We start from the raw sequence: 25,881 nt of genomic DNA, 5'->3' as shown, positions 1-25,881 counted from the left end.
GTTTAAGTTAGAATATTTCTATTTTCCCCATCATTACGAGGGAAGCATGACCGAAGTAATCTCATGATTTAAAGTTGCACACATTCCCAAACATTCAATAGGTAGATTGCTTCGTGCCTCGCAATGACGTTAATGTCATGTCTGGCAGATTAGTTTAAAGCGTTCGCAATGACGTTAAGTTCACCCAAAATAAAAAAGCCAACCATCAGATAAATCACTCCATGAAGGGTTGTCTCTATTTATTAAGACTTCCTTTCTATTTCGGCTGCCTGCTTTTAGTTGTTTTTCCCTGGTAATTGCTTGATTAATGTCTGTAAATTCTTCAAAATAGACTAATTTATCACAGTTGTATTTTGATGTGAATGCTGATTTATATTTCTTTGTTTTATGCTCATATACACGTTTTATTAAGTTAGTTGTCACACCAATATATAAAACCGTGTTATTCTTATTAGTCATAAAGTATAAATAAGATTTTTCCATAGAAAAATAATAAATATAATTAATTTTCGTCATTACGTGGGAAGCATGACCGAAGTAATCTCATGATTTAAAGTTGCACACATTCCTAAACATTCAATAAGCAGATTGCTTCGTGCCTCGCAATGACGTTATGGATGAAGATTTAGGTTTCAAATTGGTAGATTACTTCACTGCGTTCGCAATGACGCTTAAGTTAGAATGTTTCTAATTTTTCCGTCATTACGAGGGAAGCATGACCGAAGTAATCTCATGATTTAAAGTTGTAGACATTCCCAAACATTCAATAAGCAGATTGCTTCGTGCCTCGCAATGACGTTATGGATGAAGATATAGGTTTTAAATTGGCAGATTGCTTCACAGCATTCGTATTGACGTTTAAGTTAGAATATTTCTATTTTCCCCATCATTACGAGGGAAGCATGACCGAAGTAATCTCATGATTTTAAGTTGTAGACATTCCTAAGCGTTCAATAAACAGATTGCTTCGTACCTCGCAATGACGTTGTAGTTGGGTATTTAGGTTTTAAATTGGCAGATTACTTCACTGCGTTCTCAATGACGTTTAAGTTAGAATGTTTCTAATTTTCCGTCATTACGAGGGAAGCATGACCGAAGTAATCTCATGATTTAAAGTTGTAGACATTCCCAAACATTCAATAAGCAGATTGCTTCGTGCCTCGCAATGACGTTATAGAAGAAGATAAAGGTTTTAAATTGGCAGATTACTTCACTGCGTTCTCAATGACGCTTAAGTTAGAATGTTTCTAATTTTTGCGTCATTACGAGGGAAGCATGACCGAAGTAATCTCATGATTTAAAGTTGCACACATTCCTAAACGTTCAATAAACAGATTGCTTCGTGCCTCGCAATGACGTTATAGATGAAGATATAGGTTTTAAATTGGCAAATTGCTTCAGTATATTCGTCATTCCGAATTACTTAAAAAATAATAAAAACAAAAAGGGCGGAAAAACTTAGTTTTTCCGCCCTTAATAAATACTATAAAAGGTTCTTAATTACAAATTGAAAGAAGCACCTAAATTAACCGTGAATTGGTTATGTAATTTTTCAGAAGGCTCTAAAATTTCTGTATTATATTTTGCAAAAGGCACATTAAACTCGGTGTAAACACCAAAACCGTTAGTAAAAAAGTAGCGCACACCTAAATGCCCACCAAAATTTTTAAGACTTAAGTTTAAACCTGGGTACACATCAAAATTATCATCTACATTAATAACGTTTCCTAGATTGGCGTTAAAACGCGCTTTCAAATCAAAACGATCTGTAAAACTTTTAGAAAGTTCTTCGTCTATACTTAATGCGTAAGATGATGAGATACCAACAGATATGTTTTCACCCAAACCATAATCGTAACTGATGTTAAAACCGGTGGCATTGTTTTGTAAATTCGTTCCTAGTTGTAGTTTGTTGTCGTTAACACCCATAAAAGCTTGTGAATTACAAAGCGATACGGTAAGTATGGTTACTAATAAAATTATTTTTTGCATGATTTTTTTTTAAATTTTTGATGCCGCAAATATATTACAAGTTCTTGTAAAAAGTGGTTTTATTTATAAGTTCTTGTGGGTTTTCTTAATAGCCTGTTGGTTTTTCCAATCAATCCATTTTTGACCTTTGATAATGCGCATGGCATTATCAAAATTGCGCATAACAAGCAGATTATAAACCGCTTTACTGAAGTTTTTCGGGTTACGTGCAATGGCGCGCAAACTCATAGAAAAACCAGGCGTTAAGTAACGCATGTAGTGCCAATAACCCTCGGGCATGTACAATACTTCACCGTGTTTTAAAGTGGTTTTGTGTCCATTTGCTTTTTTAAGCATGGGCCACTTTTTAAAATCGGGGTTATTAAAATCGATATCTTCTCGAGTTATTAAGGCGTGTGGTATTTTATATAAATAGCCATTCTGTTTTTGGTCGAATAAAATAACTTGCTTTTCACCTTCAAAATGGAAATGAAAAATATTTGCCATATCAATATCATAATGCATAAAAGTATAAGCATCACGACCACCAAAAAATAACATAGGGATGCCTTTTAGGAGGCGTAAACCAAAATCGGGAAACGAAAAATCGTTTTGCAACACCGGGATTTCCTTTATGGCATTCCACAAAAAAATGCGGTATTTAGTGGGTTCGCGCTTAAGTAAATCGATATAATCGGCCAATTTCATTTTGGCGTGTGGTTGGTTAAAACCATCTTTATAATCTACCGGTCTATCGTCGTATAAGGGAATGCTTAGGTCGCCGCCAACGGTTTTCATATAGTCTAAATTCCATTTGGTATAAGCAGGCCAGTGGTCTATAAACCGCTCTATCACCACAGGTTTTTGCGGTTTAAAATACTGCTCTAAAAAGTCCTCTTTTGTAATTGTTTTTACTCGAGGAATATCTTGTAAGTTCAACGACAAAGCTCTATTAATTTAATATGCCAAAGTTAAGAAAACGTAATGAAACAGGAAATAGTATTTTGGGCTTTACCAGAAGGGGCGTACTATTTTTTAGAAATGCATAACATGCGCCATTTCAATAATTTAATATATAGAATTAAGTAGTTTGCGACTTTTTAAAATGACCTGGTTGGATTTTTGGGTACGCGTACTATGGAAATCGTACTGTTCAAAATTCTAAAATAATAAAAACAGACTGGTGTTCTATAAAGCAAATACATGTTATTTTAAAGCCAATTATAAATGAAAAACCCTGTTAGATGTGTAGCAACTAACAGGGTTTTGTGGGTTAAATGATAGGTGTTACCTTATTCATTTGGTATTATAGTAGCGTTTTCTGTGTCATCGCTAACATCCTGTATTGGGGTGTTGTCCGGTTTCGTTTCACGGTCTTTTCCTTTTAAATATTCTGGCAAATCCATTCCGGCCATATTGAACATTTCTTGTAAAGGTGGCACCGATTGGTACATGCCCGAAAGGAAGTTGGCTGTAGACGATTTTCCGTCTTTACCGCCACCGCCGTTATCCCAAACAGTTACTTTATCAATTTTAATGTTTTTGATGGCTTCTGCTTGTATTCTTACAAGTTCTGGTAATTTATCAGCAATTAATAATAGCACGGCGTCTTTAGAACTGTTTCCAGCTGCTTTAACAATTTGGTCTAAACCAGCTGCTTGTTTGGTTAATACTTCATATAAACCTTGCGCTTCCGCTTGTGCTTTTAATAAAATCGCATCGGCTTGTCCTTTTGCAATTCTTCTAATGTTTTCTGCTTCGGCTTCAGCATCAATTTCAACTTTTCTTTTGTCAATTTCCGCAGGCACAACAATATCAGCTAATTGTGTAGAACGTACACGCTCTGCTCTGGCAATTTCTGCTAGTTTTTCAGCGGCATAAGATTCTTCTAAGGCTTTAGCTGCCTGAACTTTCTCAGAGGTAATCGCTCTTTTTTCTGCTTCCGCTTCTTTTTCTCTTCTTAATGCATCCGATTCTGCAATCGAAATTTTTGCAATATTTTCTCCATCAATAGCACGGGCATTGGCTTCAGATGTTTTAATTCTTTCATCTTTTAAAGCCTCCGCTTCACCAATTTTAGCTTTGGCAACAGCGCTTGCGGTTTGTACACGTTCATTTTGGCTTGCATTCGCTTCACCAATCATGGCTAGGGCATTGGCTGCTGCAATTTGTGTTCTTTCATTTTGACTCGCATTGGCTTCACCAATTTTTGCTTTAGCATGAAGTTCGGCTACTTGAGTACGTTCATCTTGTACCGCATTGGCTTCACCAATAGAACCATCTCTGGTTTTTTCTGCTACCGATTTTCTAGCGGCATTTATTGCATGTGCTGCAGCTTCTTTTCCTAAAGCTTGAATGTATCCAGACTCATCAACAATATCTGTAATATTTACGTTGATAAGCTTTAAGCCTACTTTCTTAAGCTCCGATTCGACACTTTCAGAAATATTGGTTAAAAATTTATCTCTATCGGAATTAATTTCTTCAATATCCATAGAAGCAACTACCAAACGTAATTGACCGAAAATGATTTCTTGTGCCAATTCTTGAATATCGTTTTGCCCTAAACCTAATAACCTTTCGGCTGCATTTTGCATAATACCAGGCTCGGTTGATACACCAATGGTGAAACGAGACGGTACATTTACACGAATGTTTTGCTTACTTAAAGCATTCACCAGGTTTACTTCAATGGAAATAGGTGTTAAATCTAAAAACTGATAATCTTGGATAACAGGGATAATAAACGCGGCACCACCGTGAATACATTTTGCTGATTGACCACCGCCAACTTTACCGTAAACGACTAATATTCTGTCTGAAGGACAGCGTTTGTAGCGTTTAATTAAAACAATGAAAAAGATAAAAACAAATAGTACTGCGAATATGACAGCAAGGGGTAAGCCCAACTCGAAGGCTTGTGTAATTAATAAAAGCATAGATTATTTGGTTAGTAGTTCAACAATTAATATTCCGTTTTCTGTAACGTTTTTTACTTTAATCACAGAGCTCGATTTTAAGTTAACATCGGCATCTGTAAGTGCTTCAAGTTCGCGTAAAGCACCTTGTATTTTAATATGTACTTTCCCCATAGAAGAACGGTTGGCACCTATAGTGAGGTATACTTCACCCACGGCTCCAATAGCATTTTTGAAATTTAAAGTACCACTATCGTTTAGTTTGCGCATGAAGTAAAACATGGCAGCCATAACACTCATCATGAGTAAGCCACAAATTAAAGAAATGATGATGGTGACTGGTTTTGAGAGACCAGCATCGATACATGCAATGCCGCTCCACCCGAACAAAGTAAAAAAACCGATAAGGTTTTTAACAGTTATAAACTGAAAACCAATACCGGTGTCTGAATCTATTTCGGTATCGGTATCTAGGCTGTCTGTTTCACCACCCATGAAGGTTAAAAGCATCATGATGGTGAAAATTAGAGAGCCTAAAAGTGCAATACCCCAATATATTTTTGGGAATAATTCTAAGTTTGAAAACCAATCGACCATAATAAAACCTGTTAAAATTTTTTGTAAGATAACCCTTTTGAGTAGAGTTACGCAATACTAAAATCTGATTTTATTTATAGGTGTCTAGATTGTGTGTTTTGTTACAGAAAAGAAATAAATTATATGAAATTATACCTTAAACCAAATAATAAATTGCTTGAAGGCATGGGTACAAAACCAGCTTCAATATAATCTGCATTGAAAATATTGCTTGCTGTTATGGTAAATTCCACCTGTTTTAAGTTAATAGCCAAAGAGGCATCCCAAACATTATAACTGTCTCCAGTAGTACGTTCTGCGTGTTTGTATATGATATTCTGACTTATGTTTTTAAATAATTGTGTACTTAACCGTGTCGTAAAATGGTGTTTTAAGGTATTTAGAGAGTAACGAGATAGGTCTTTGTTTTGGTCTAAAATATCATCATCTAGAAAATTGTATCCAACCGCAAGTGTTTGGTTAAAATCGCTTAGTTTAAAATGGTATGCTGCATCAACTTCAAAGCCATTTGTGTTAACTTTCGCGATATTCGTGGCTGTATAAATGGCTTCGGTGGTGTCTTCACGAATAAAATCAATCAAGTTTTGTGCATCTCTGTTATACAAAGCCAATGACCCTGAAAATTTTGGTGAGAAATACTTAATTCCAATTTCTGTAGCAAAAGCCTCTTCTACTTCAAGATTTGGGTTTCCTACGGTACTAGAATCGTTATAATATAAATCGGTATAAGTTGGAATTCTATACGTGCAACCAATATTTCCATAGGCTTTTAAGTGGTCGGTTAATCTGTATCCTAAATCGATTCCTGGAAAAGCATAAAAATCGAAATCAGAGAAATAGGTTACCGCAACGCCTGGGGTAATATCTAATTTATTATCTAGTAATTTAAATTCATGCTCTAAAAACAAGGTGGTCATAAATCTATTACGATCTCCCAAGTTATTACTGGTTATATAGACTTTAGAAATATCGATACCAAAGCCGGTTATTCCTGCTTCCGATGTATAGTTGGCATTCACTTCTGCGCCAATTTTATTGGTAATGTGTAAATTTCTATAAACGGTGGGATTGTTTCTTATGTACACATATTCGTCTTGGTTTCGTTTCCAGTAAACACGTGGCGCAATAGTTAGGTTATCGGTTTTAAACTGTGTAGAAAAACCAATTAAACTATTTTGAGTTTCTTCGTATTGCTCTGTAGCACTTTCTCTAGCATAAAACCCGTTTGCACCAAATTTTCGTTCTTGGAATGTTGCAATCATTTCAATTGCTTTTTTATTCTTGTTGAAAATACTTTTTATAAAATAATTGCTGTTATCATAATCAGTATTATGGCGGTAACCGGCTGAAGACATTTTGTCGATATGTACAATATGTGATGAGTTCTCTAGGTTTGTACCAACCGTTACACCAGCATTTAATTGACCAAATGAACCTGTTTCTAAATTAAGAGAAACCGAATTATTTAAATCTTTTTTAGTAACAATATTGATGGCGCCATTAAATGCATTTTGTCCAAATACTCTGGCTGCAGGGCCTTTTATTATTTCAATACGCTCAATAACCTCAAGCGGTAAGGCCGCATTCATGGTATGATGTCCCGTTTGTGCATCGTCCATTTTTATACCATCAATAAGCAATAAGGTTTGGTCGAAACTTCCACCGCGAATATATAAATCTGCTTGACTACCAGAAGTACCGCGACGTCTAATATCTAAACCAGCTACTTGTTGTAGTAAATCGGCAATAGTATTGGCAGCACTATTTTTAATATCTTCTGAAGAAATGATAGAAATAGTTCTAGAGTTTTCTTTAAAAGGTAAATTAATTCGGGTAGAGTTTATAATAACTTCACCAAGAGCCGTGGTGTCTTGTTGTTTAGTTTGCTTGTTTTGAGCATTTACGATAACAGAAACCAATAGGGTTAAAGCTAAAAAACAGTTGTTTTTCATAATAGGTAATTGATTGTTTTTTTTGAAGTGCAAAATTCGTAACTTTCTGGACTAGTTAAGTAGTCCAGTTTTAAATTAATGAATAGTCCGGTTAGCCAGCTTTTAAAGCAATTAATACAACTTGAAAAATTAAACACGACGCCGGTTTATATTCAAGCAGCGCAACAAATTATTAATGCCATTCAACGGGGTTACTTAGTAGAAGGCACTTGGTTACCTGGGACGCGTACTTTTAGTCAGTTATTTAAAATTAATAGAAATACGGTTGTGGCCATTTATGATGAATTAGCGTCACAAGGTTGGGTGGAGATTATACCAAATAAAGGAACTTGTGTTTTAGTTCCAGAAAATAAAACAGCGGCCATTAAAGCAACTTCGCAGCGTATTGATCAAGTACATGACTATGCGAGAACAACAGGTTTTCCCTTTCAAGCCTCATTTAATTTGGCATCTACGCAGGAGCAAAATCAAAAAAAATACAGTATAAATGACGGGCAACCCGATTTAAGGCTGCATCCTATCCATCAGTTTTCAAAATGGTATAGTGCCTCGATGAAGCGAAAATCGTTAGTTTCAAAATGGAATCAAACGGCGCTATCTTCACATTCTGCGTTCGAGATTCAATTGTGCAATTATTTAAACGCTACACGCGGTTTTCATATAATGCCACATAATTTAATGAGTACAAGAAGCATAGAAATGAGTTTGTATATTGTTTCTCAGGTCTTATTAAAACCTAATGATATTGTTTTGGTTGGCGATTTAAGTAATTATGCTGCTAATATGATTTTTCAGCAATCTGGTGCCAAAATAAAAACCATTCCGATAGATAGCGATGGTATTGATGTTGATTATATTAGAACACATTTCATAAAGCATGCCATTCGTTGTGTTTATGTATGTGCGCACAGGCATTACCCAACCACGAGTGGGCTAAGTGCCGAACGACGCTTGCAGTTAATGCAACTTGCTAAAGATTATCAGTTTGCTATTATTGAAGACGATTATGATTACGATTTTCAGTTTGATGGTTCTGCCATGTTACCTATGGCGAGTTCAGATGCCAATGGGGTTATTATATATTTAGGTAAAATGGGGCAGTCTTTATTTCCAAGTTTTCAAACTGGGTTTGTAATCGCTCCCGAAAATTTAATTTCTGAAGCCAAAAACTATTTAAGAATTTTAGATAAGCAAGGTGATTTAATTCAAGAACAAATGCTGTCTGAACTTATTTATGAAGGAGAAATTCACAGGTTAATTAAGAAAAACATCATTATTTATAAGCAACGACGCGATTTTTTATGCCAGTGCCTTGTTGAAAATTTTGGGAGCGATGTGTTTTGGGAAAAACCTTCAGGTGGTTTGGCGTTATGGCTTTGTTTTGAGCCAAAAATATCATTAATTAAGCTTGCGTATTACGCTGCCCAATTAGATTTATTTCTTCCAAAAACCATTCTTTATCAAGATAAAAACACCTGCTCTATCCGTTTTGGGTTTGGCGATTTAAATGAAGACGAGATAGACGTAGTAATTAAAAAGTTAAAAGATGCTTATGATGTTTTGTCTTTAGATTTTGTCTAAAAAGGCATGGAAATATAGGTTTTAGAACACTTTATTTTATATCGAATTCTGTTTTACAAGCTTCACATTTATATTTATACTTGGTGTAAAAGGGCAGAGCTGTAGTTAAAATATTAACTATGAATGCAAAAATAAAAGCAAAAAAAGCTTTGCCATCTTTTACGGTAGTATAAAGGTTTGTTTTTTCACTTTTACAATTAGGGCATTTTATGGCATCCCCTTCATTATCTACAGAAAATTTATTTATCGAATTTAAAATACCTTCTGCTTCCTCTGCTTGATGCGATAACACTTTTAGCTTTACACCACCAATAGCATTGCTAATAAGTGGGTCGGTATCTATGGTGATATTATCATATAAAAGCACTTGAATGCCATCAGCTTCCAAACGACCTTTTATAATTTGTGCTTCACTTGAATATTGAAATCTGGCTATGGTTTTAAAAGTATCGCTCATAACTATAAAAGTAAAATAATTATTTCATTAGTAATTATTGTTTATCGATAATTATTATATATTTGTTATTGTTAAACAATAATAATGCATTAAGTTATGACCAAGAGCACACTTTTAAATGTGGCAATAACCTTAAGTAGGGTTTGTAAAACTATTTTTATTTTACTAATTATAGGCTTTACCGCAATATTCATTCATTTACAATTAGATAGAAGTTTTTATAATCCTAAAAAATTCAATTTAAAAACTGGAGATGGATATTCGTATTCTATGAAATGGAAATCTGATAAAAATGCTGAATTTAATGAGGTTTTTACACTAGATAAATTGAAAACAGTTTCACTTTATGTTACCTATTTAAAATTTCTTGGCGTGTTAATTTTAATATATCTGTGTATTTGGGAGTTTCAAAAAATTATGCAATCTGTAAAAGTTACTAAAACATTTGGGGAAAATAATGTTCAATCATTTAGACGCATAGGGCAGTTTCTAATGGGGTATGCTATTTTAACAAGTTACACGTCCTTTCGTTTTGAAAATGCAGGGTTTAAAGGAATTTCGATACCTTTTACTGCGATTTTTTTGGTATTATGTGCCTTTATAATGGCTGAAATCTTCAAGGAAGGAATTTTGCTAAAGGAAGAATATGACTTAACCGTATAAACCATGTCCATTATCGTAAATCTAGACATGATGCTTGCCAAGCGCGACATGAAAAGTAAAGAGTTGGCGGAAATTATTGGCATAACGGAAGCAAACTTGTCCATACTAAAATCAGGCAAGGCCAAAGCGGTACGTTTTTCAACCTTAGAAGCGATCTGTAAAGCATTAAACTGCCAACCTGCTGATATTTTAGAATATGTAGAAGACTAATTTAATGTGAAACCCTATTTTTGTTATTCACCAAATATTATTAAGCTATGAAAAAGTGTCTGTTTATTCTATTGTTCTTTATCTCCTATATCGGTTTTTCTCAAAACAACCACATTGTAAATACTGAAGATGGTAGACGTGTTTGGTTAAAAGCAGATTATACTTGGGAGTATGTTGATGATGAAAAACCAGAAGCAGCCTCTAATAACAGATGCAATCTTGCCGAAAATTTTGTTGAGCCATCGTTGAACAGTAAAATTCAATCGCAATTAAAAAAGGGTCGGGCGACTATGAATGATGTGAAAAAGAAAGTAGCCAAAGATTATGATTGTGAGGTAGGTGACGTTACTTTAATCACTGTTACCGAACAAAAAGCAAAGGGCGTGTACCATTTCTGTGCCAATGGCAGTAAAGTAACTTATAAACGAAACGGGCACGCTATTATAGAAAGTGGGAAGTTTTTCTGAAGGAATTGAATTTTATTTGGGTTTAGCAGCCGTTTGATATTCGTAAATCTTTTCAAGTGGGGCGTTACCGGTACTACATTACTAATTAAATGAAATATTTTCTTTTGAAATAGAGAGGTTTCAGAAATTAGAACTAAATTTAAAAACAGAATAAATAAATTTAGGGCGTTACCACAAGGGTCGGGCTTTACGTTTCAATCTTTTTAAAATGATATGGCGTGTACAAAGTATGTGCTTATATGCGATTCAGTAGTTGCAATACGTTATTGTTATTAAATTTTAAAAAGGATTTTCACTACAATCCCTAACGCAAAAAGAAACACACTATAAAATGATCTTACAACAAGCTAACAGTCTATCCATTTTCACACCAGAAGAATCTAATAGTTTAGGAGCTTTGTTTTTTGAAACGGGTATTTCGGCAGGATTTCCTGCGCCATCTGAAGAAGTTAAAGAGGAACGTCTGTCATTAGATCGCGAACTTGTAAGAAATAAAGATGCTACCTTTTATGCGCGTGTAAGTGGACAATCGATGATTGGTGCCGGTCTAGATGATAACGATTTGTTAGTTATTGATAGGAGTTTGCAACCCGAAAATAACAAGATAGCCGTTTGTTTCTTAGATGGTGAGTTTACCGTAAAACGATTAAAAGTAGATAAAGATGAGGTTTGGTTAAAACCAGAAAACCCTAATTATCCTATTATAAAAATTACAAGTGAAAACAATTTTATAATTTGGGGTATCGTTACCAATGTGATTAAAAAAGTATAATCCTACTAGCGTAAATATTTATGGTAAACCTTTCTGTTTTAGACATTGCAATTATTATTGCTTTTTTTTTAGTATCTCTGTTTGTTGGGGTATGGGTATCACGACAAGCAGGGAAAGATTCCACCGAGTTTTTCTTATCGGGTCGTAACATGCCTTGGTGGCTGTTGGGAGTATCTATGGTCGCAACCACTTTTGCTGCCGATACACCCGGATTGGTAACCGAATTGGTTAGAAAAAACGGTGTATCTGGTAACTGGGTTTGGTGGGCTATGCTGCTTACGGGTATGTTAACGGTGTTTTTTTATGCCAAATTATGGCGTAAATCTGGAATTTCTACCGATTTGGAATTTTATGAGTTACGGTATTCAGGCAAGTCAGCTAGTTTTTTGAGAGGCTTCCGTGCTATCTATTTAGGTGTCATTTTCAACGTTATTACCATGGCAGGTGTTTGTTTGGCAGGTGCTAAAATCGCTAATATTTTATTAGATATTCCTCAAGAACAATCCTTATTGTATGCCTCTATAATTGTCGTGATATATTCGTCTTTAGGTGGCTTAAAGGGTGTTTTAATAACTGATTTTATTCAATTTATTATTGCTATGGTTGGTTCTGTTTGGGCCACTATTTATATCGTTAACCTCCCTGAAATTGGAGGGATGAGTAGTTTGCTTTCACATGAAAATGTAAGTGGTAAGTTAAATATTCTTCCAGATTTTTCGAATACAGAGGCTTTAATAACCTTATTTATTATACCGTTTGCAGTACAATGGTGGAGTACGTGGTATCCTGGTGCAGAGCCTGGTGGAGGCGGGTATATAGCGCAACGTATGTTGGCGGCAAAGGATGAAAAAAATGCCACTTGGGCTACTTTATTCTTCAACTTTGCACATTATGCTTTACGTCCGTGGCCATGGATTTTAGTTGGTTTAGCATCACTAGTTGTTTTTCCAACATTAGAAAGTATCAATTTAGCATTTCCTAATTTAAATGCCGATATGCAAGGGCATGATGTGGCTTATGCTGCTATGATGACTTATTTACCTGCGGGATTAATAGGTATTGTGTTAACCTCGTTGATAGCGGCTTTTATGAGTACTATATCTACGCAATTAAATTGGGGAAGCTCATATATTGTAAATGATTTATACGGTCGGTTTATAAACAAGTCAGCCTCAGAGAATCAGAAAGTCATGGTTGGTAGAATTTCGACTGTTTTACTTATGGTTTGTGCTGCCTTATTTTCATTTTATATTAAATCTGCAAAAGATGTGTTTGATTTGTTATTGCAAATAGGCGCAGGAACCGGATTGTTGTTTATTTTACGTTGGTTTTGGAAGCGTATAAATCCGTTTAGTGAAATAGCTGCAATGGTTATTTCTTTTATTATCGCCATTGTGTTTTTTATTAATGGGAAATTAGATGACCCATGGTTTGTTATGGCTGGGTATATGCAACTAGTTTTAGGGGTTGTTATAACAACTATAGGTTGGGTTGTAGTAACCTTATTAACCAAACCATCTCATACAGAAACCTTGGAGACATTCGAAGCGTTGGTGTATGGAGAAGAGAGTAAGTTTAAAAATATTGGCTATAAAATATTGGCGTTCTTCTTGGGTGTTATTGGTACGTATAGCTTCCTATTTGCTACAGGTTACTTTATTTACGGTAAAACCATGGTAGCTGTAAGTCTTACCATACTAAGTGTGGTATGCTGCTTTATGCTGGTTAGAAACTGGAACAAAATAGTATAAAAAAAACGCGAAACTAAAAGTTTCGCGTTTTTTGTTTTATATAAAGTGATACCGTTTAGTCTACTAAAACAATAACTTTATTATCTTTCATTTCAACAGTTCCAGAGTTGATTTTCAAAGTTAAAACTTTATCGTCGTCATTATGAGGAACAACTTCAGAGTGTAACGAATCAAAAACCAAATGGCTTTGTGTATGTGTATGAATTTTAATGATTCCTTCTTTTAAAATAGACACAATAGATGCGTGGTCTTTTAAAATTTGAAATTCACCATTTATACCAGGAAGCACTACAGAATCAATTTCTGAACTAAATAAAGTGGCTTCTGGTGATACAATTTCTAAATACATAGTTTTGTAATTGATAATTGATAATTCTCAATTGATGGTTATCAATTGAATTATACTTCTGCTAACATTTTCTCTCCAGATTCGATAGCTTCTTCAATAGTCCCTTTAAGGTTAAAAGCAGCTTCTGGTAAGTGATCTAACTCACCATCCATAATCATGTTAAATCCTTTAATAGTTTCTTTAATATCTACTAAAACACCTTTAAGACCTGTAAATTGTTCTGCTACGTGGAAAGGTTGTGATAAGAAACGTTGTACACGTCTTGCTCTACCAACAGCCATTTTATCTTCTTCAGATAATTCTTCCATACCAAGGATAGCAATAATATCTTGTAACTCTTTGTAACGTTGTAATAACTCCTTTACACGTTGTGCACAAGCATAATGCTCATTACCTAAAATATCAGCAGTTAAAATTCTTGAAGTAGAATCTAACGGGTCTACCGCAGGATAGATACCTAGCTCAGCAATTTTTCTTGATAATACGGTTGTAGCATCTAAATGCGCAAACGTTGTTGCAGGAGCAGGATCCGTTAAATCATCTGCAGGTACGTAAACCGCTTGTACAGATGTAATAGAACCTCTTTTAGTTGATGTAATACGTTCTTGCATAGCTCCCATTTCGGTTGCTAAAGTTGGTTGGTAACCTACTGCAGAAGGCATACGGCCTAAAAGTGCAGATACCTCTGAACCAGCTTGTGTAAAACGGAAGATATTATCTACGAAGAATAATACATCTTTTCCTTGTCCTTCACCAGCACCATCACGGAAATATTCAGCAATTGTTAAACCAGATAAGGCAACACGTGCACGTGCTCCAGGTGGCTCATTCATTTGTCCGAATACGAAAGTTGCTTTAGATTCTTTCATTTTAGATTTATCAACTTTAGATAAATCCCATCCGCCATTTTCCATAGAATGCATGAAATCATCACCATAACGGATAATTCCAGACTCTAACATCTCTCTTAAAAGGTCATTTCCTTCACGTGTTCTCTCACCTACACCAGCAAATACAGATAAACCACCGTGACCTTTTGCTATATTGTTAATTAATTCTTGAATTAATACTGTTTTACCAACACCAGCACCACCAAATAAACCAATTTTACCTCCTTTTGCGTAAGGCTCAATTAAGTCAATTACTTTAATACCTGTAAATAAAACTTCGGTAGAAGTTGATAAATCTTCAAACTTAGGAGCTTGACGGTGAATTGGTAACCCAGCATCTCCTGCTTTAGGTAAATCTCCAAGACCATCAATAGCATCTCCAATTACATTAAACAAACGACCATAAACAGCATCGCCTACAGGCATTTGTATAGGTGCGCCAGTTGCAAAAACCTCAGTACCTCTACTTAAACCATCTGATGAATCCATAGCAATAGTACGTACCGTATCTTCACCAATGTGAGATTGTACTTCTAGTACTAATAAAGAGCCGTCAGGTCTTTTAATTTCTAATGAATCATAAATTTTTGGAAGTTCAGAACCAGCTCCGAATTCAACATCGATAACTGGACCTACTATTTGTGCAACCTTACCTGTAACTTTAGACATTACTTATATGTTTAATATTATGCGTTTTAATTGAATGAAAACACTTTTAGTTTCCGCGTGCAAAGATAATTTTTTTAATTTAAAATGAAAGTTGTTTATAAAGCTTTTTTACAATAAAAAAACACCTCCTGTCTGAAGGTGTTTTATATTATTAATTTATACTAGGTTTATTTTAACGTTGAAGGGTAATTAGTAGGGTAGTTTCCAGCGCTTACAAAATTACCTGAGGCCTCAAAATTAGTACCATAAGTGGCATCTATAGCTTGCATCATTTTGTTCGCTAAAACCGCATATCCTCTTGAAGTAAGGTGTACACCATCTAAACTTACTAAACCTCCTGTAACTAAAGCGGCTGTTAAAGTGAAATTTCCAGAAGGAATTCCTGTAGTGGAAGCTTGTGTTAAAATGCCTTTAAAATCGACTAAAGCAAGTCCTTTTGCAGAAGCAACGGCTGCTATAGTCACATTATAAGCGTCTGTTGCATTTTTAATAGCAAGCTGCTCTTGTGGGGTTAATGCCCATTTATCGTCTAATGGAATTTGAGTTCCATATCCTTGTGGGATAAATGAAGATAGGGGTAATACAAATAAATCATTAACTGTTGATTGTCTGTAATTAGGAAGACTGTATTTTGATAAATCTGTTAAGTCTTCATCAACCAATACCATGGTGTTTGTTGCCGAAGCTTTGAAATTAATAGTTCGTGCTGCGGCTTCCGTGGCATCAATGTCTCCTTGGCTTAAGGCATATTGAATACCGCCGTTATATTGTGCATAACCAGCATTCAATTGTGAAGCAGTTCCGGCATTTAAAGGAATTGGGTTATAAGGCACAGTTGTGAAATGTGGTAAACTTGCAATATAAGGAACGTTGGTTACAACACCTTTTGCGCCATTAGCAACTAAAGCATCAACAGAAGCTGAAAAAGAGGCAGCAAACACATTGGGGTCTGTAATATCATTCGTGCCATATGTAGATGGGTCGAAATTTCCTTTTTGATCTTTTCCTGAACCACCAGAGGTTGCGTATGCAAGCACATCATTACCGCCAATTTCTGATAAGGTAAAGAATGTTGGGCTCTGCTTTACAGCATCTGCTATCATGGAGGTTGTAGGCGTTGAAGCCATTCTTCCAAAATAAGGATTTAAAGAACCGTATCCATTAATACCTAAATGGAAACTTTTAGCTCCAGGTACTCCAACATTATTAAAAGGACCACTTACAACAGTAGTCGCTTCAGTTGTTGGATCACCAGGCAATACAGCTGGTCCAGAACCATTGAAATATAGCCTTGGGCCAAAAGCACCGTTTGGAGCGCGTGAACCATTAAACAGAAGGCCACCTGTATTATCATTCATTAAAGGTTGTGTAAAAGTACCTCCACCTAACATTTCAAATTTCTGTGATAAAATATTTGGAAACGAATTAATTTGAGTGGCTTTAAATAAAGCGCCATCAGCAAAACCTGCAGTAAACGAAGCGCCAATGGCTACATATTTTGAGAAATCTGCTGAACCAGAAGTGAGTTCTGGTGTCATATCTATTATAGGTTCTATGTTAGTTCCTTTAAGAACATCTTCAGGTTCATTACATCCTATAACGGCTGTTAACCCAAAAAATAGAGCTATGTATTTTATATTTTTCATGTTAAATGTCATTTTATAAGTTATTAATAGTCCAAGATACATAGTACATTGATCCTATATTTCCAGTTCCATATGCTGTAAAGTATTCATCACCTACAAGATTGGTGGCGCCAACTTTAAAAGTGGATTTAAAACTTGGTACTTTAAGGTTTATTTGTGCATCAACTACATGATATTCTGGAACGAGTCCATTACCAAAAGTTGCTTCCCAGAAGTAATCATCACTAAATCTATAAGCAATATTGAAACCAAAGTTTTTGAAAAGGTTCGTATTACCAAAAGAGGCCTTAAATTTATGCTCTGGTGTGTTAAAGTTTGTTGTGAAATCAGGGTAAGCTTCTCTATCGAAATCTAGTTTCGCGTAGGTGTAACTTCCGCTTAAATCAAAATTACCAAATAGTTTAGTTGATAGGCCAATGGAAGCACCATATGAGTTTACGTTGGCTTCAGAGTTGGTGTAGGTACTATAAACCTGACTATCTCCATTTGCTAATGCAGCAACAGATAATGATCCGTCTCCAACAGTTCCATAAAAAGGAGCCACTACAACTTCTTGGGAAATAAAGTCTTTGTAGCTATTGTAATAGGCACTAAAGTCTACAATAAGTTTATTTAATTTTCCTCTATAACCAACTTCGGCTGAAGTTACTTGTTCTGGTTTAACTAAATCGGGGTTAGCAATTTCTAAAACGGCAGGATTTCCTGTAGCAGCTAAAGCTAGCGCAGAACTCACTGTGTAAGAGTTGTTGTAGGCAACAGCTCCTGTTTGTGTTATTGTTGATGGTTGGCCTAACAATTGACCTCCACCGCTTACTTCGTAATTTCGGGTCCATCTGTCCAAGTTGCTAGGTGAAGATCCAACTAAAATAGCACGACCAGCATCTAAACCAATAAATAAATCTTGTGTAGTCGGGTTTCTAAATCCTGTTTGAACAGAAGTTCTTATATTATGGTTTCTATTTATAGTTAAGCCAGCAGAAATTCTTGGAGATATAAAACCATCAAAGAACTCAGATTTATCATAACGAGCAGATCCTGTTAATTTCAGTTCCATGTCATTATTTAACTCAAAGTTTTTTTGAATTTGTGTATAAATACCAAATTCAGAATAGTCGATGGGCCCATCAAGATCGGTGTAAATAGTTCCTGAAGAGTTTAAATTATAGCGTCTATAAGAACCTCCAACTTGAATGTCTGCGACATCGGTTAAGTGGCTAAAGTTATAATTACCATCGGCGTGGTAATATTTTGAGGCATCTTGAAATTTAGATCCTGTAGATAAATCTGGATCGTTGATACTTTTGGTAAAGGCTGCAATGTATTCAGGTGAACCTGGTAAATAACGCCCTGTATCTGCAGTGTTTCTTGCTGCTGCGTGGGCTTGTGCATCTGTTGCTCCACCTAACGTTGCGCCTATGTAGGCACCAGTATATTGGCCAAACCATGTATTATCATCTTTCCATGCTCTGTTAATGTTTATTCCAGTAAAGACCATATCATAAGAGTCTCCAGCTTTATCGGCAACAACATAACCTCTTAAAAAGAAGTTGTCGTTTCTAATTTCTAATTTATGTTGTTCTTGAAAGAAACCGTCAATATTATATCGATTGGTCCCTTGGTATATGGTAGAACCTGTTCCTACTTTTCCAACATATGATATTTCAAATGAATCTTCAAATGGTCTGTAGTAAAGTCCCCAATCCGATTTAATACTTTCAGCATTATAATCGGTTAAATCCCCTTCATTATAACCTGTTCTACTAACAACGACATGTGGAACTAAATCTACTAAGGCAGGGTTTGGTAATTGAGCTAAGAATACAGGACTTTCAGTCACAGCTTTAAGGTTTGTGGAAACTTCATCTCCATAAACGTTAACACCATCATAATCGATGTTTGCACGTGTTCCTCCTGGGTTTGTTTTATCAACTTCACTATTAGCAGCCCAATCTGTACCTTTTAAATAACCAAAGTTTATTTTGGCAGCAAATTTATTACTAAACTTATATGCGGCACGAATACTAATATCTGTATACTCATTATCTCCGGCAGCTTCTTGGGATGTCATTCCTTTTTTAATAGAAGCGCTAAGACCTTGATGATCAAATGGGTTTTTACTACGCATAAATAGGATACCATTAAATGCGTTGGCACCATATAATGCAGAAGATGCACCTGGAAGTAATTCAACACTTAACACATCAGTCTCAGTCATACCAACTAAATTTCCAATGGGGAAGTTTAAGGCAGGGGTGGAGTTATCCATTCCATCAACCAACTGCATGAACCTATTATTGGCAAATGTGGCAAAACCACGGGTGTTTACTGATTTGAAAGTTAAACTGTTGGTATTAACATCAACGCCTTTTAAATTTTCAAGTCCGTCATAGAAATCGGCTGAAGCGGTTGTTTTAATTTCTTTAAGTCCAAATCGTTCTACCGTTACGGGCGATTCAAAAATACGCTCGGGTGTTCGTGAGGCAGATATAACCACCTCGTCTAAAGACGTTCCTTCTTTAAGGACGAAATTTATTTTTTGGTTTTTTGAAGTAACCTGTTCAGTTACGGTTTCAAAACCGACACTACTAGCTTGAACGCTAAAAGGTGGGTTTTGGGTAAATGTTAGGGCGAAATTACCATCAAAATCTGTAACAGTACCTGTAGAAGTTCCAATTACAATGATGTTTGCACCGGGAATCGGTTGACTATTATCATCTACAACAGAGCCGGTAATCGTGGTTTGAGAATTAGCAATGCCGCAAAAAAACAATAGCAATAGTGGGAAAATTGTTTTCATTTAGTATTAATTAGTTTAAGTTTGAGCTTAGCAATATAAAAATATTAAATATCACTTAGGAATAAAAGTACAAAAAATTATGCACGCATAATAAAATTTAACAAAAAAACTCTCAAAAAACTGATTTAAATGTAATGAAAAGCCTTAAAAATAAGAAAACCTCATAATTAAGATTTAATTATGAGGTTTTTTATTTGGACTACTATTTGAAGTAGTTTTAATTATTCTACAGTAACAGATTTTGCTAGGTTACGTGGTTGATCCACATTCTTATCTAGTAATACCGCAATGTGGTATGATAGAAGTTGAAGTGGAATGGTAGTTAATAGCGGTGATAAAGATTCTAAGGTATCAGGAACTTCAATAACATGATCTGCTAAATCTCTAACCTGAGTATCTCCTGCGGTAACTATTCCTATAATTTTACCTTTTCTCGATTTTATTTCTTGAATATTACTTACTACCTTTTCGTAATGCCCTTTTTTGGTAGCTATTACAATAATTGGCATGTTTTCATCGATTAAAGCAATAGGACCGTGTTTCATTTCGGCAGCGGGATACCCTTCCGCATGTATATAAGAGATCTCTTTTAATTTTAAAGCGCCTTCTAAAGCTACTGGGAAATTAAAACCTCTTCCTAAATATAAACAGTTGCGAGAATCTTTGTAGATATCAGCAATCATTTTAATATGCGCGTCCGATTTTAATGCTTCTTCAACCTTTTGAGGAATTAATTCTAATTCCAATAAATGCTGTCTGAAGTCTGTACTATTAATAGTTCCTTTAGCTCTCGCTAAACGCAGCGCCATTAAAGTTAAAACGGTGATTTGTGTTGTAAATGCTTTTGTTGAAGCAACTCCAATTTCTGGACCTGCATGTGTATAGGCACCTGCATCTGTTTCTCTAGCTATAGACGAACCTACTACATTACAAACACCAAAAACGAAAGCACCTTTAGATTTTGCTAATTTTATAGCGGCCAAAGTATCGGCAGTTTCACCTGATTGTGAAATGGCGATAACAATATCATTTTCAGTAATGACTGGGTTTCTATATCTAAATTCTGAAGCGTATTCAACTTCAACAGGTATTCTTGCTAAATCTTCAAAAATATACTCGGCTACTAAGCCTGCATGCCATGAAGTACCACAAGCCACAATAATAATACGATTGGCATTAAGGAACCTTTTCATATTATCCTCAACACCAGCCATCTTGATAATAGCTTCGTTTCTTAATAATCGACCTCTATAAGTATCTGTAATTGCTTTTGGTTGTTCGTGAATTTCCTTTAGCATAAAATGATCATAGCCACCTTTTTCAATCTGCTCCAAATTCATTTGAAGTTTTTGAACATAGGCAGGAACGATGGTATCATCCTTAATTTTTCTAACTTTTATAGCTTTATGAAATCTAATAATAGCCATTTCTTCGTCTTCTAAATAGATGGCGTTTTTTGTGTACTCTAAAAAAGGAGACGCATCACTAGCAATGAAAAATTCGTCTTCACCAACACCTACTGCTAATGGGCTACCTAGACGTGCAATTACAATTTCTTCTGGTTTTGTTTTATCGAAAACAGCAATAGCGTAAGCACCAATTACCTGGTTTAAGGCTATTTGTACCGCTTTACCTAGCTTTACGTTTTCTTTAATTTTTACGTCTTCAATTAAATTGATTAAAACTTCGGTATCTGTATCTGACTGAAAAGTAAATCCTCTAGTCATTAATTCTTGCTTTAAAGACTCGTAGTTTTCAATAATACCATTATGAATGATAACTAAGTCTCCAGAATTGGAAAGGTGTGGATGCGAGTTTACATCGTTTGGAACACCATGAGTGGCCCATCTTGTATGACCAATACCAATATTACCGTGTTTTGTTATTTCTTTATCAGCACGTGCTTCTAAATCTGATACTTTTCCTTTGGTTTTAGAAACCTTAAGGTCTGTACCATCAAAAAGTGCAATTCCAGCACTATCGTATCCTCTATATTCTAAACGCTTAAGTCCTTCTATTATAATTGGGTACGCTTCTCTGGTTCCAATATATCCTACAATTCCGCACATAATTTATTGTTTTTTGTTGGGGTTCTAATTCTCGGCAAATATGTGAATTAAATACTAATGAATGATAAATATTATATGAAGTTGATGTTTTATACGATGAAGTTCACAATTACTTAGTAAGAAATGACCTCAGGATAAAAAACGAGAGCCTAAATTATTTAGGCTCTGTGAAAAATATTTTTAATTTCATTTTTCTATTGTTAGGAACGGTTGTATTTGTTCCATATAAAATAGTGCCTCTTGGCGTTAATAAAGATGGTGACGGTACTGATGTCACATCACCTGTACCATTTAATATTTTGGCACTATTAACTAAATTAACATTCGTTGATAAAACTAAACCTATTTTAGTATTCGTTGAATCTCTAAGTAAAATGTTGTTTAAATGCTCGGTTAAATGAATTTTGTATTTTGAAATACCACCATCATTAGTTTTACGCTGTCCTAGGTGAAAAAAGGCAGAGTTATAAGGATCCGATGAGCTCAAAGTAGGATCGTAATCGTAATCAATTAATTGCTTATTGTTTTCTAAGTCGTAGGCGTAAATTCTATCAAATTTATGATAGGCGTTATCATTTTCATCAACACCATTGGTTGGCATAGATTCGTCTTCATAAACAATAAGTTGAGCATCATTTATTAAACGTTTTAAAATATAATTACCGAAAACATCTGTTTTGTAGACTCCGTTACCAAGTGGTATTCTATATGTGTCTAAAAAGTATTGAAGTGCACTTATGTTTTCTCCCTCGTGGTCCACAGTTCCACTAAATAAATCTACAACGGCCATAGAGCCTTCTGCACCTTTTAAATACAGTTTTTCATCGCCTGCAGTTGTATTAACCGTTTCAATCGCTGTTTTATATGCGGTATTGTAATTATTAATAAAGGTGTTTAATTTGTTTCCGGTGAATCTTAAAATGTAAGAATCCTGTGTTCTTTCGTTTTCTACAGTGGAATCTTTAGAATAATGAATGGTAATATTAGCGTTGGTTGAGGCTATATTTAATAAAATCATGTTGCCATCTCCATCAACAGCCTCTGCTTTAAAGTATAAACCTCTAAAGTAATTGTTGAAATTACTAGCATTACTTATTACGGACAGACCTTCTTGGTCTAAAATAGCTGCTTTCCAAAAAGCAGTATCTAATTTATCTCTTAGTGCAGGTATAGATCGTGTTGTAACAGCGGTTTCTGTGCCTTGATCTGTAGTTGTTTTTATTGCTTTGCTACTAGGTGTTATAGTGTCTCTAGAATAAACAACAGCTCCTTTATGCTCATCAAAATTGATAGTAGATGTACCATTTAAAGCAAAATTATCAGTCATGTTTATACTGCCATCTGCTTTAGAATAAAATTTTTGACTTTCACCTAAACTACCACTTGGGTCAAAATCTCTTAAGAAATAATTATTTTGGTAAACCGTAAGTTTAAAAGGTTTAATTGCCGCATCTGGCTTTTTACCGTATAAAGAATCTAAAATAGTATAGGTTGGATTGCCATTGGCATCTGTTCCTGTAACTCTACTAAAATAAGGAATGGTTAAAACAACAGAGTCTATCACCACATTTGTTCCAAAAGTAGTAGGGTAAGTAGTTGGTATTACTTGAGTTACAATACTAGCTACGGTTTGTCCATACGCAGGATCATTATAAACACCTAATAAGCTTGAAGATAATCCGTTAATCTGTAAAGCTTCCAGTTTTTTATTATAAGCTGCTATTTGAAAACTAAGGGTATCTGTATTGAAATTCACATTGTCTTCTCCAAGTACGTTGCTTTCAATAACAGAGAAATCTTTATCGCATGCTAAAAAAAATGTAACAATTAGAGAAAGTACTAGAGAAAATTTAAGGGCTTTAATGGTCTTCTTCATATAGATTGAAATGAATGTAATAGGTTAGCTTAAAACGGTTTCGTTAAAAAATGTTTTGTAAGCTTCACCAAATTCATCTTTATTTTTGTATTCTAAAACGGGTTTATTTGACGCTTCTAAATAGGTTTCTAATTCTTCAGGTATAGCTTCAGATCCTACTATTAAAGCATCCGAATAATCTATAGCCACTTTCATTAAATTCACATAAGATGGTTCTTCTAGCATTTTAATAGCGTCTTCATCAATATTGTCAAATTTAACTTTATTAAACATATCTTTATTTAACGTATTGTTAAAACTTTGATTGTATACTGAAGTTACTATTTTACTTTCGTTGAATAAAGGCTCGTCTTTGTAGTATTCTTTTAAGTAAAGAGGTAGCAATGAAGCTAACCAACCGTGAACGTGAATAATATCTGGCGACCAATTTAATTTCTTAACAGTTTCAATAACACCTTTTGCAAAGAAAATGGCGCGTTCATCGTTATCTGAAAATAAATTTCCATCTTCATCGGTTAACGTCGCTTTTCTTTTAAAGTATTCATCGTTATCTATAAAATAAACTTGGATACGCTCTTTAGGAATCGATGCTACTTTTATAATAAGTGGCATATCTAAATCGTTTATCACTAAATTTATTCCAGAAAGCCTAATAACTTCGTGTAGTTGGTGTCTTCTTTCGTTAATATTGCCGTATCGAGGCATAAAAATTCTTATTTGACCACCTTGTTGATTTACCAATCTTGGCGCCTCAAAAGACATAGAAGAAATTTCAGTTTCTGGTAAATAAGGCACTACTTCAGATGATACATATAATATCCTCTTATCTTTCATGTGTATATTTTTATTACTTTTATTGGTCTTATATAGCTTAGTATGAATGATTTCAATAATGAGAAATTTGAAAATACCAACTGTATAAATGTGTTTCTTTCGAAAAATCGAAATAAAAAACACGCAAAAGTACAAAAATTTATGCAGATTGATTGTAAAATCTTAAGTTTGCAACCGTTAATTTTATATTAAAACGTGAAGGTTTATACAGAAAAACAACAAATTGTAAATGCTATCGATGCTTTTAAAGTTAAAAAGCAAACCTTAGGACTGGTTCCCACCATGGGCGCTTTGCATGAAGGGCACTTAGCTTTGGTTAAAAAAGCACTAGAAAGTAACGACAAAGTGGTTGTTAGTATTTTTGTAAACCCAACACAATTTGACAATAAGGAAGATTTAGTTAAATACCCTAGAACTTTAGAAAGCGATATAGAATTATTAAGTTCTGTAAGTGAAGATGCTATTGTGGTATATGCACCTGCGGTGGATGATGTTTACGATGGAGATGCTGTTTCTGAAACCTTTGATTTTGATGGTTTAGAGTTTGAAATGGAAGGCAAATTTAGAGTCGGTCATTTTGATGGTGTTGGTACTATTGTGAAGCGCTTATTCGAAATTATTAAACCCAATAAGGCCTATTTTGGTGAAAAGGATTTTCAGCAATTAGCAATTATAAAAAAATTGGTTGAAAAACATCACATGCCTGTCACTATTGTGCCATGCCCTATTTATAGAGAACCATCTGGTTTGGCGATGAGTTCGCGTAATACAAGACTAAAACCCGACTTTAAGGAGGCAGCACCTTATATTTATGAAATATTAGAAACTGCCAAAAAACGTTTTGGCACAGAAAGTGCAGATGAAGTCATGCAATGGGTTGAAAAACAGTTTGAAAGCCATGAATTGCTGAAGCTAGAATATTTTATTATTGCCGATGTAGCCACATTGAAAACCGTAAAACGTAAATCAAACCAAAATACATATCGCGCCTTTATAGCCGTATATGCAGACGATATTAGACTCATTGATAATATCGCATTAAATTAATTATCTTTGCCACATGCAAATACAAGTAGTAAAATCAAAAATTCACAGAGTAAAATGTACCGGTGCAGAACTTAACTACATTGGTAGTATTACTATTGATGAAGATTTAATGGAAGCCGCCAACATCATTCAAGGAGAGAAAGTTCAAATTGTAAATAACGACAATGGCGAACGTTTAGAAACCTATTGCATTCCAGGGCCTCGAAATAGTGGGGAAATTACACTAAACGGTGCTGCCGCTAGAAAAGTGGCTGTTGGAGATACGTTAATATTAATTACTTATGCTTTTATGGATATTGAAGAAGCTAAAGTATTTAAGCCTTCTTTAGTTTTTCCAGATGAAACTACAAACTTGCTAAAATAAA

22 protein-coding genes are annotated in these 25,881 nt (G+C 34.8%); 8 read left to right on the top strand and 14 right to left on the bottom strand.

Going from position 1 to position 25,881, the window contains the following annotated elements; genetic code table 11:
* Positions 1-180 precede the first annotated feature (180 nt).
* The 6 genes from Q5N74_RS02740 to Q5N74_RS02715 all read right to left on the bottom strand — a co-directional run bounded on the left by Q5N74_RS02740 (position 181) and on the right by Q5N74_RS02715 (position 7,438).
* Positions 181-483, bottom strand: coding sequence for a GIY-YIG nuclease family protein (locus Q5N74_RS02740; protein WP_304387174.1), 303 nt, complete (start codon positions 481-483; stop codon positions 181-183).
* Between the two features lie 1,017 nt (positions 484-1,500).
* A complete protein-coding gene (locus tag Q5N74_RS02735; protein ID WP_304387158.1) occupies positions 1,501-1,992 on the bottom strand; it encodes a DUF6646 family protein in 492 nt (163 codons plus the stop codon).
* Between the two features lie 63 nt (positions 1,993-2,055).
* Complete coding sequence (locus Q5N74_RS02730; protein WP_304387157.1) at positions 2,056-2,916, bottom strand: cupin-like domain-containing protein; 861 nt, start codon at positions 2,914-2,916, stop codon at positions 2,056-2,058.
* A 347-nt stretch (positions 2,917-3,263) separates the two neighbouring features.
* On the bottom strand, positions 3,264-4,910 hold the full coding sequence (locus Q5N74_RS02725) for a flotillin family protein (protein WP_304387156.1): 1,647 nt from the start codon (positions 4,908-4,910) through the stop codon (positions 3,264-3,266).
* Positions 4,911-4,913: 3 nt separating this feature from the next.
* Entirely contained in the window at positions 4,914-5,486 is a 573-nt protein-coding gene (locus Q5N74_RS02720) for a hypothetical protein (protein ID WP_304387155.1), read from the bottom strand.
* 119 nt (positions 5,487-5,605) lie between these two features.
* Positions 5,606-7,438, bottom strand: coding sequence for a TonB-dependent siderophore receptor (locus Q5N74_RS02715; RefSeq protein ID WP_304387154.1), 1,833 nt, complete (start codon positions 7,436-7,438; stop codon positions 5,606-5,608).
* A 78-nt stretch (positions 7,439-7,516) separates the two neighbouring features.
* Here Q5N74_RS02715 and Q5N74_RS02710 point away from each other — a divergent pair, with 78 nt between their 5' ends.
* Positions 7,517-9,019 (top strand): PLP-dependent aminotransferase family protein, encoded by a 1,503-nt coding sequence (locus Q5N74_RS02710; RefSeq protein WP_304387153.1) that lies wholly within the window; start codon positions 7,517-7,519, stop codon positions 9,017-9,019.
* A 31-nt stretch (positions 9,020-9,050) separates the two neighbouring features.
* Here the strand turns inward: Q5N74_RS02710 and Q5N74_RS02705 are convergent, their stop codons facing one another.
* On the bottom strand, positions 9,051-9,476 hold the full coding sequence (locus tag Q5N74_RS02705) for a DUF2007 domain-containing protein (protein WP_304387152.1): 426 nt from the start codon (positions 9,474-9,476) through the stop codon (positions 9,051-9,053).
* Between the two features lie 96 nt (positions 9,477-9,572).
* Between Q5N74_RS02705 and Q5N74_RS02700 the strand changes: the two genes are divergently transcribed.
* The 5 genes from Q5N74_RS02700 to Q5N74_RS02680 all read left to right on the top strand — a co-directional run bounded on the left by Q5N74_RS02700 (position 9,573) and on the right by Q5N74_RS02680 (position 13,339).
* Positions 9,573-10,139 (top strand): DUF2975 domain-containing protein, encoded by a 567-nt coding sequence (locus tag Q5N74_RS02700; protein WP_304387151.1) that lies wholly within the window; start codon positions 9,573-9,575, stop codon positions 10,137-10,139.
* A 3-nt stretch (positions 10,140-10,142) separates the two neighbouring features.
* Positions 10,143-10,349 (top strand): helix-turn-helix transcriptional regulator, encoded by a 207-nt coding sequence (locus Q5N74_RS02695; RefSeq protein WP_304387150.1) that lies wholly within the window; start codon positions 10,143-10,145, stop codon positions 10,347-10,349.
* A gap of 47 nt (positions 10,350-10,396) precedes the next feature.
* The gene (locus Q5N74_RS02690) at positions 10,397-10,816 is read left to right on the top strand and encodes a DUF3157 family protein (protein ID WP_304387149.1); all 420 of its coding nucleotides are present in this window, start codon (positions 10,397-10,399) and stop codon (positions 10,814-10,816) included.
* A gap of 331 nt (positions 10,817-11,147) precedes the next feature.
* Positions 11,148-11,588 (top strand): LexA family transcriptional regulator, encoded by a 441-nt coding sequence (locus tag Q5N74_RS02685; protein ID WP_304387148.1) that lies wholly within the window; start codon positions 11,148-11,150, stop codon positions 11,586-11,588.
* A 20-nt stretch (positions 11,589-11,608) separates the two neighbouring features.
* The gene (locus Q5N74_RS02680; protein ID WP_304387147.1) at positions 11,609-13,339 is read left to right on the top strand and encodes a sodium:solute symporter family protein; all 1,731 of its coding nucleotides are present in this window, start codon (positions 11,609-11,611) and stop codon (positions 13,337-13,339) included.
* 55 nt (positions 13,340-13,394) lie between these two features.
* Here Q5N74_RS02680 and Q5N74_RS02675 read toward each other — a convergent pair whose 3' ends face one another.
* The 7 genes from Q5N74_RS02675 to Q5N74_RS02645 all read right to left on the bottom strand — a co-directional run bounded on the left by Q5N74_RS02675 (position 13,395) and on the right by Q5N74_RS02645 (position 24,469).
* Complete coding sequence (locus tag Q5N74_RS02675) at positions 13,395-13,688, bottom strand: F0F1 ATP synthase subunit epsilon (RefSeq protein WP_304387146.1); 294 nt, start codon at positions 13,686-13,688, stop codon at positions 13,395-13,397.
* Positions 13,689-13,738: 50 nt separating this feature from the next.
* Positions 13,739-15,247, bottom strand: a complete 1,509-nt coding sequence (gene atpD, locus Q5N74_RS02670; RefSeq protein WP_304387145.1) for a F0F1 ATP synthase subunit beta — start codon at positions 15,245-15,247, stop codon at positions 13,739-13,741.
* A 167-nt stretch (positions 15,248-15,414) separates the two neighbouring features.
* Positions 15,415-16,893: a G-D-S-L family lipolytic protein gene (locus Q5N74_RS02665; RefSeq protein ID WP_304387144.1), complete on the bottom strand. Its 1,479-nt coding sequence runs from the start codon at positions 16,891-16,893 to the stop codon at positions 15,415-15,417.
* Positions 16,894-16,906: 13 nt separating this feature from the next.
* The gene (locus tag Q5N74_RS02660; RefSeq protein WP_304387143.1) at positions 16,907-19,690 is read right to left on the bottom strand and encodes a TonB-dependent receptor; all 2,784 of its coding nucleotides are present in this window, start codon (positions 19,688-19,690) and stop codon (positions 16,907-16,909) included.
* Between the two features lie 221 nt (positions 19,691-19,911).
* Positions 19,912-21,759, bottom strand: a complete 1,848-nt coding sequence (gene glmS / locus Q5N74_RS02655) for a glutamine--fructose-6-phosphate transaminase (isomerizing) (RefSeq protein WP_304387142.1) — start codon at positions 21,757-21,759, stop codon at positions 19,912-19,914.
* Positions 21,760-21,913: 154 nt separating this feature from the next.
* Complete coding sequence (locus tag Q5N74_RS02650; RefSeq protein ID WP_304387141.1) at positions 21,914-23,635, bottom strand: DUF4270 domain-containing protein; 1,722 nt, start codon at positions 23,633-23,635, stop codon at positions 21,914-21,916.
* Between the two features lie 24 nt (positions 23,636-23,659).
* Positions 23,660-24,469 carry a glycogen/starch synthase gene (locus tag Q5N74_RS02645; RefSeq protein ID WP_304387140.1) on the bottom strand — a complete coding sequence of 270 codons (810 nt, stop codon included), beginning with the start codon at positions 24,467-24,469 and terminating at the stop codon, positions 23,660-23,662.
* A 195-nt stretch (positions 24,470-24,664) separates the two neighbouring features.
* Here Q5N74_RS02645 and panC point away from each other — a divergent pair, with 195 nt between their 5' ends.
* Positions 24,665-25,516, top strand: coding sequence for a pantoate--beta-alanine ligase (panC, locus tag Q5N74_RS02640; protein ID WP_304387139.1), 852 nt, complete (start codon positions 24,665-24,667; stop codon positions 25,514-25,516).
* Positions 25,517-25,529: 13 nt separating this feature from the next.
* A complete protein-coding gene (gene panD, locus Q5N74_RS02635; RefSeq protein ID WP_304387138.1) occupies positions 25,530-25,880 on the top strand; it encodes an aspartate 1-decarboxylase in 351 nt (116 codons plus the stop codon).
* Position 25,881 lies beyond the last annotated feature (1 nt).

This window comes from Mariniflexile sp. AS56, from assembly GCF_030552475.1.
In the GTDB taxonomy this organism is placed as follows: Bacteria; Bacteroidota; Bacteroidia; order Flavobacteriales; family Flavobacteriaceae; genus Mariniflexile.
Note: the sequence above shows the minus strand (reverse complement) of the source record. Positions and strands in the feature narration are given on the sequence as shown.

Bases quoted from the DNA above. Each gene is read 5' to 3' on its own strand.
- Q5N74_RS02690 (WP_304387149.1), top strand. From the start codon at position 10,397: ATGAAAAAGTGTCTGTTTATTCTATTGTTCTTTATCTCCTATATCGGT.
- Q5N74_RS02735 (WP_304387158.1), bottom strand. From the start codon at position 1,992: ATGCAAAAAATAATTTTATTAGTAACCATACTTACCGTATCGCTTTGT.
- Q5N74_RS02725 (WP_304387156.1), bottom strand. From the start codon at position 4,910: ATGCTTTTATTAATTACACAAGCCTTCGAGTTGGGCTTACCCCTTGCT.
- Q5N74_RS02650 (WP_304387141.1), bottom strand. From the start codon at position 23,635: ATGAAGAAGACCATTAAAGCCCTTAAATTTTCTCTAGTACTTTCTCTA.
- Q5N74_RS02710 (WP_304387153.1), top strand. From the start codon at position 7,517: ATGAATAGTCCGGTTAGCCAGCTTTTAAAGCAATTAATACAACTTGAA.
- Q5N74_RS02685 (WP_304387148.1), top strand. From the start codon at position 11,148: ATGATCTTACAACAAGCTAACAGTCTATCCATTTTCACACCAGAAGAA.
- Q5N74_RS02695 (WP_304387150.1), top strand. From the start codon at position 10,143: ATGTCCATTATCGTAAATCTAGACATGATGCTTGCCAAGCGCGACATG.
- Q5N74_RS02740 (WP_304387174.1), bottom strand. From the start codon at position 483: ATGGAAAAATCTTATTTATACTTTATGACTAATAAGAATAACACGGTT.
- panD (WP_304387138.1), top strand. From the start codon at position 25,530: ATGCAAATACAAGTAGTAAAATCAAAAATTCACAGAGTAAAATGTACC.
- Q5N74_RS02660 (WP_304387143.1), bottom strand. From the start codon at position 19,690: ATGAAAACAATTTTCCCACTATTGCTATTGTTTTTTTGCGGCATTGCT.
- glmS (WP_304387142.1), bottom strand. From the start codon at position 21,759: ATGTGCGGAATTGTAGGATATATTGGAACCAGAGAAGCGTACCCAATT.
- Q5N74_RS02665 (WP_304387144.1), bottom strand. From the start codon at position 16,893: ATGAAAAATATAAAATACATAGCTCTATTTTTTGGGTTAACAGCCGTT.
- atpD (WP_304387145.1), bottom strand. From the start codon at position 15,247: ATGTCTAAAGTTACAGGTAAGGTTGCACAAATAGTAGGTCCAGTTATC.
- Q5N74_RS02705 (WP_304387152.1), bottom strand. From the start codon at position 9,476: ATGAGCGATACTTTTAAAACCATAGCCAGATTTCAATATTCAAGTGAA.
- Q5N74_RS02700 (WP_304387151.1), top strand. From the start codon at position 9,573: ATGACCAAGAGCACACTTTTAAATGTGGCAATAACCTTAAGTAGGGTT.
- Q5N74_RS02715 (WP_304387154.1), bottom strand. From the start codon at position 7,438: ATGAAAAACAACTGTTTTTTAGCTTTAACCCTATTGGTTTCTGTTATC.
- Q5N74_RS02680 (WP_304387147.1), top strand. From the start codon at position 11,609: ATGGTAAACCTTTCTGTTTTAGACATTGCAATTATTATTGCTTTTTTT.
- Q5N74_RS02675 (WP_304387146.1), bottom strand. From the start codon at position 13,688: ATGTATTTAGAAATTGTATCACCAGAAGCCACTTTATTTAGTTCAGAA.
- Q5N74_RS02645 (WP_304387140.1), bottom strand. From the start codon at position 24,469: ATGAAAGATAAGAGGATATTATATGTATCATCTGAAGTAGTGCCTTAT.
- Q5N74_RS02720 (WP_304387155.1), bottom strand. From the start codon at position 5,486: ATGGTCGATTGGTTTTCAAACTTAGAATTATTCCCAAAAATATATTGG.